The organism is Streptomyces sp. 4F14 (genome assembly GCF_048159485.1).
Classification (GTDB): domain Bacteria; phylum Actinomycetota; class Actinomycetes; order Streptomycetales; family Streptomycetaceae; genus Streptomyces.
Genome location: NZ_JBLRVY010000379.1, coordinates 1 through 321, shown reverse-complemented (window position 1 = coordinate 321; position 321 = coordinate 1). Strand labels below are relative to the sequence as shown.

At 62.9% G+C, this 321-nt stretch carries 1 protein-coding gene; it reads right to left on the bottom strand.

Annotated features, from left to right (window positions below):
- The coding region (locus ACLZOT_RS51200; protein ID WP_416976144.1) for an aminotransferase class III-fold pyridoxal phosphate-dependent enzyme at positions 1-321 on the bottom strand (321 nt) is incomplete at both ends.

Genomic DNA, 321 nt, shown 5'->3' with positions numbered 1-321 from the left:
ATCTGGTCAATTGCCTGCGCGGCGGCCTCCGGGCCCGCGTTCTCCACACCTGTAGGCCAGCGGTAACCGTAGGCCAACGGCATGCGGTAGACCTCGGGCGCGAACGGTCCGAAGCCCTGCTTGAACGGCATGTTCTTCGCGGTCAACGCCATGGTGAGATTCGTACGACCGTGGTAGCCGTGATCGAAGACCACGACTGCTTGGCGTTTGGTGTACGCACGGGCGATCTTCACAGCGTTCTCGACAGCCTCGGCACCGCTATTGAACAGGGCACTCTTCTTCGCGTGGTCACCCGGCGTTAGCTCAGCCAGCGCCTCGCAG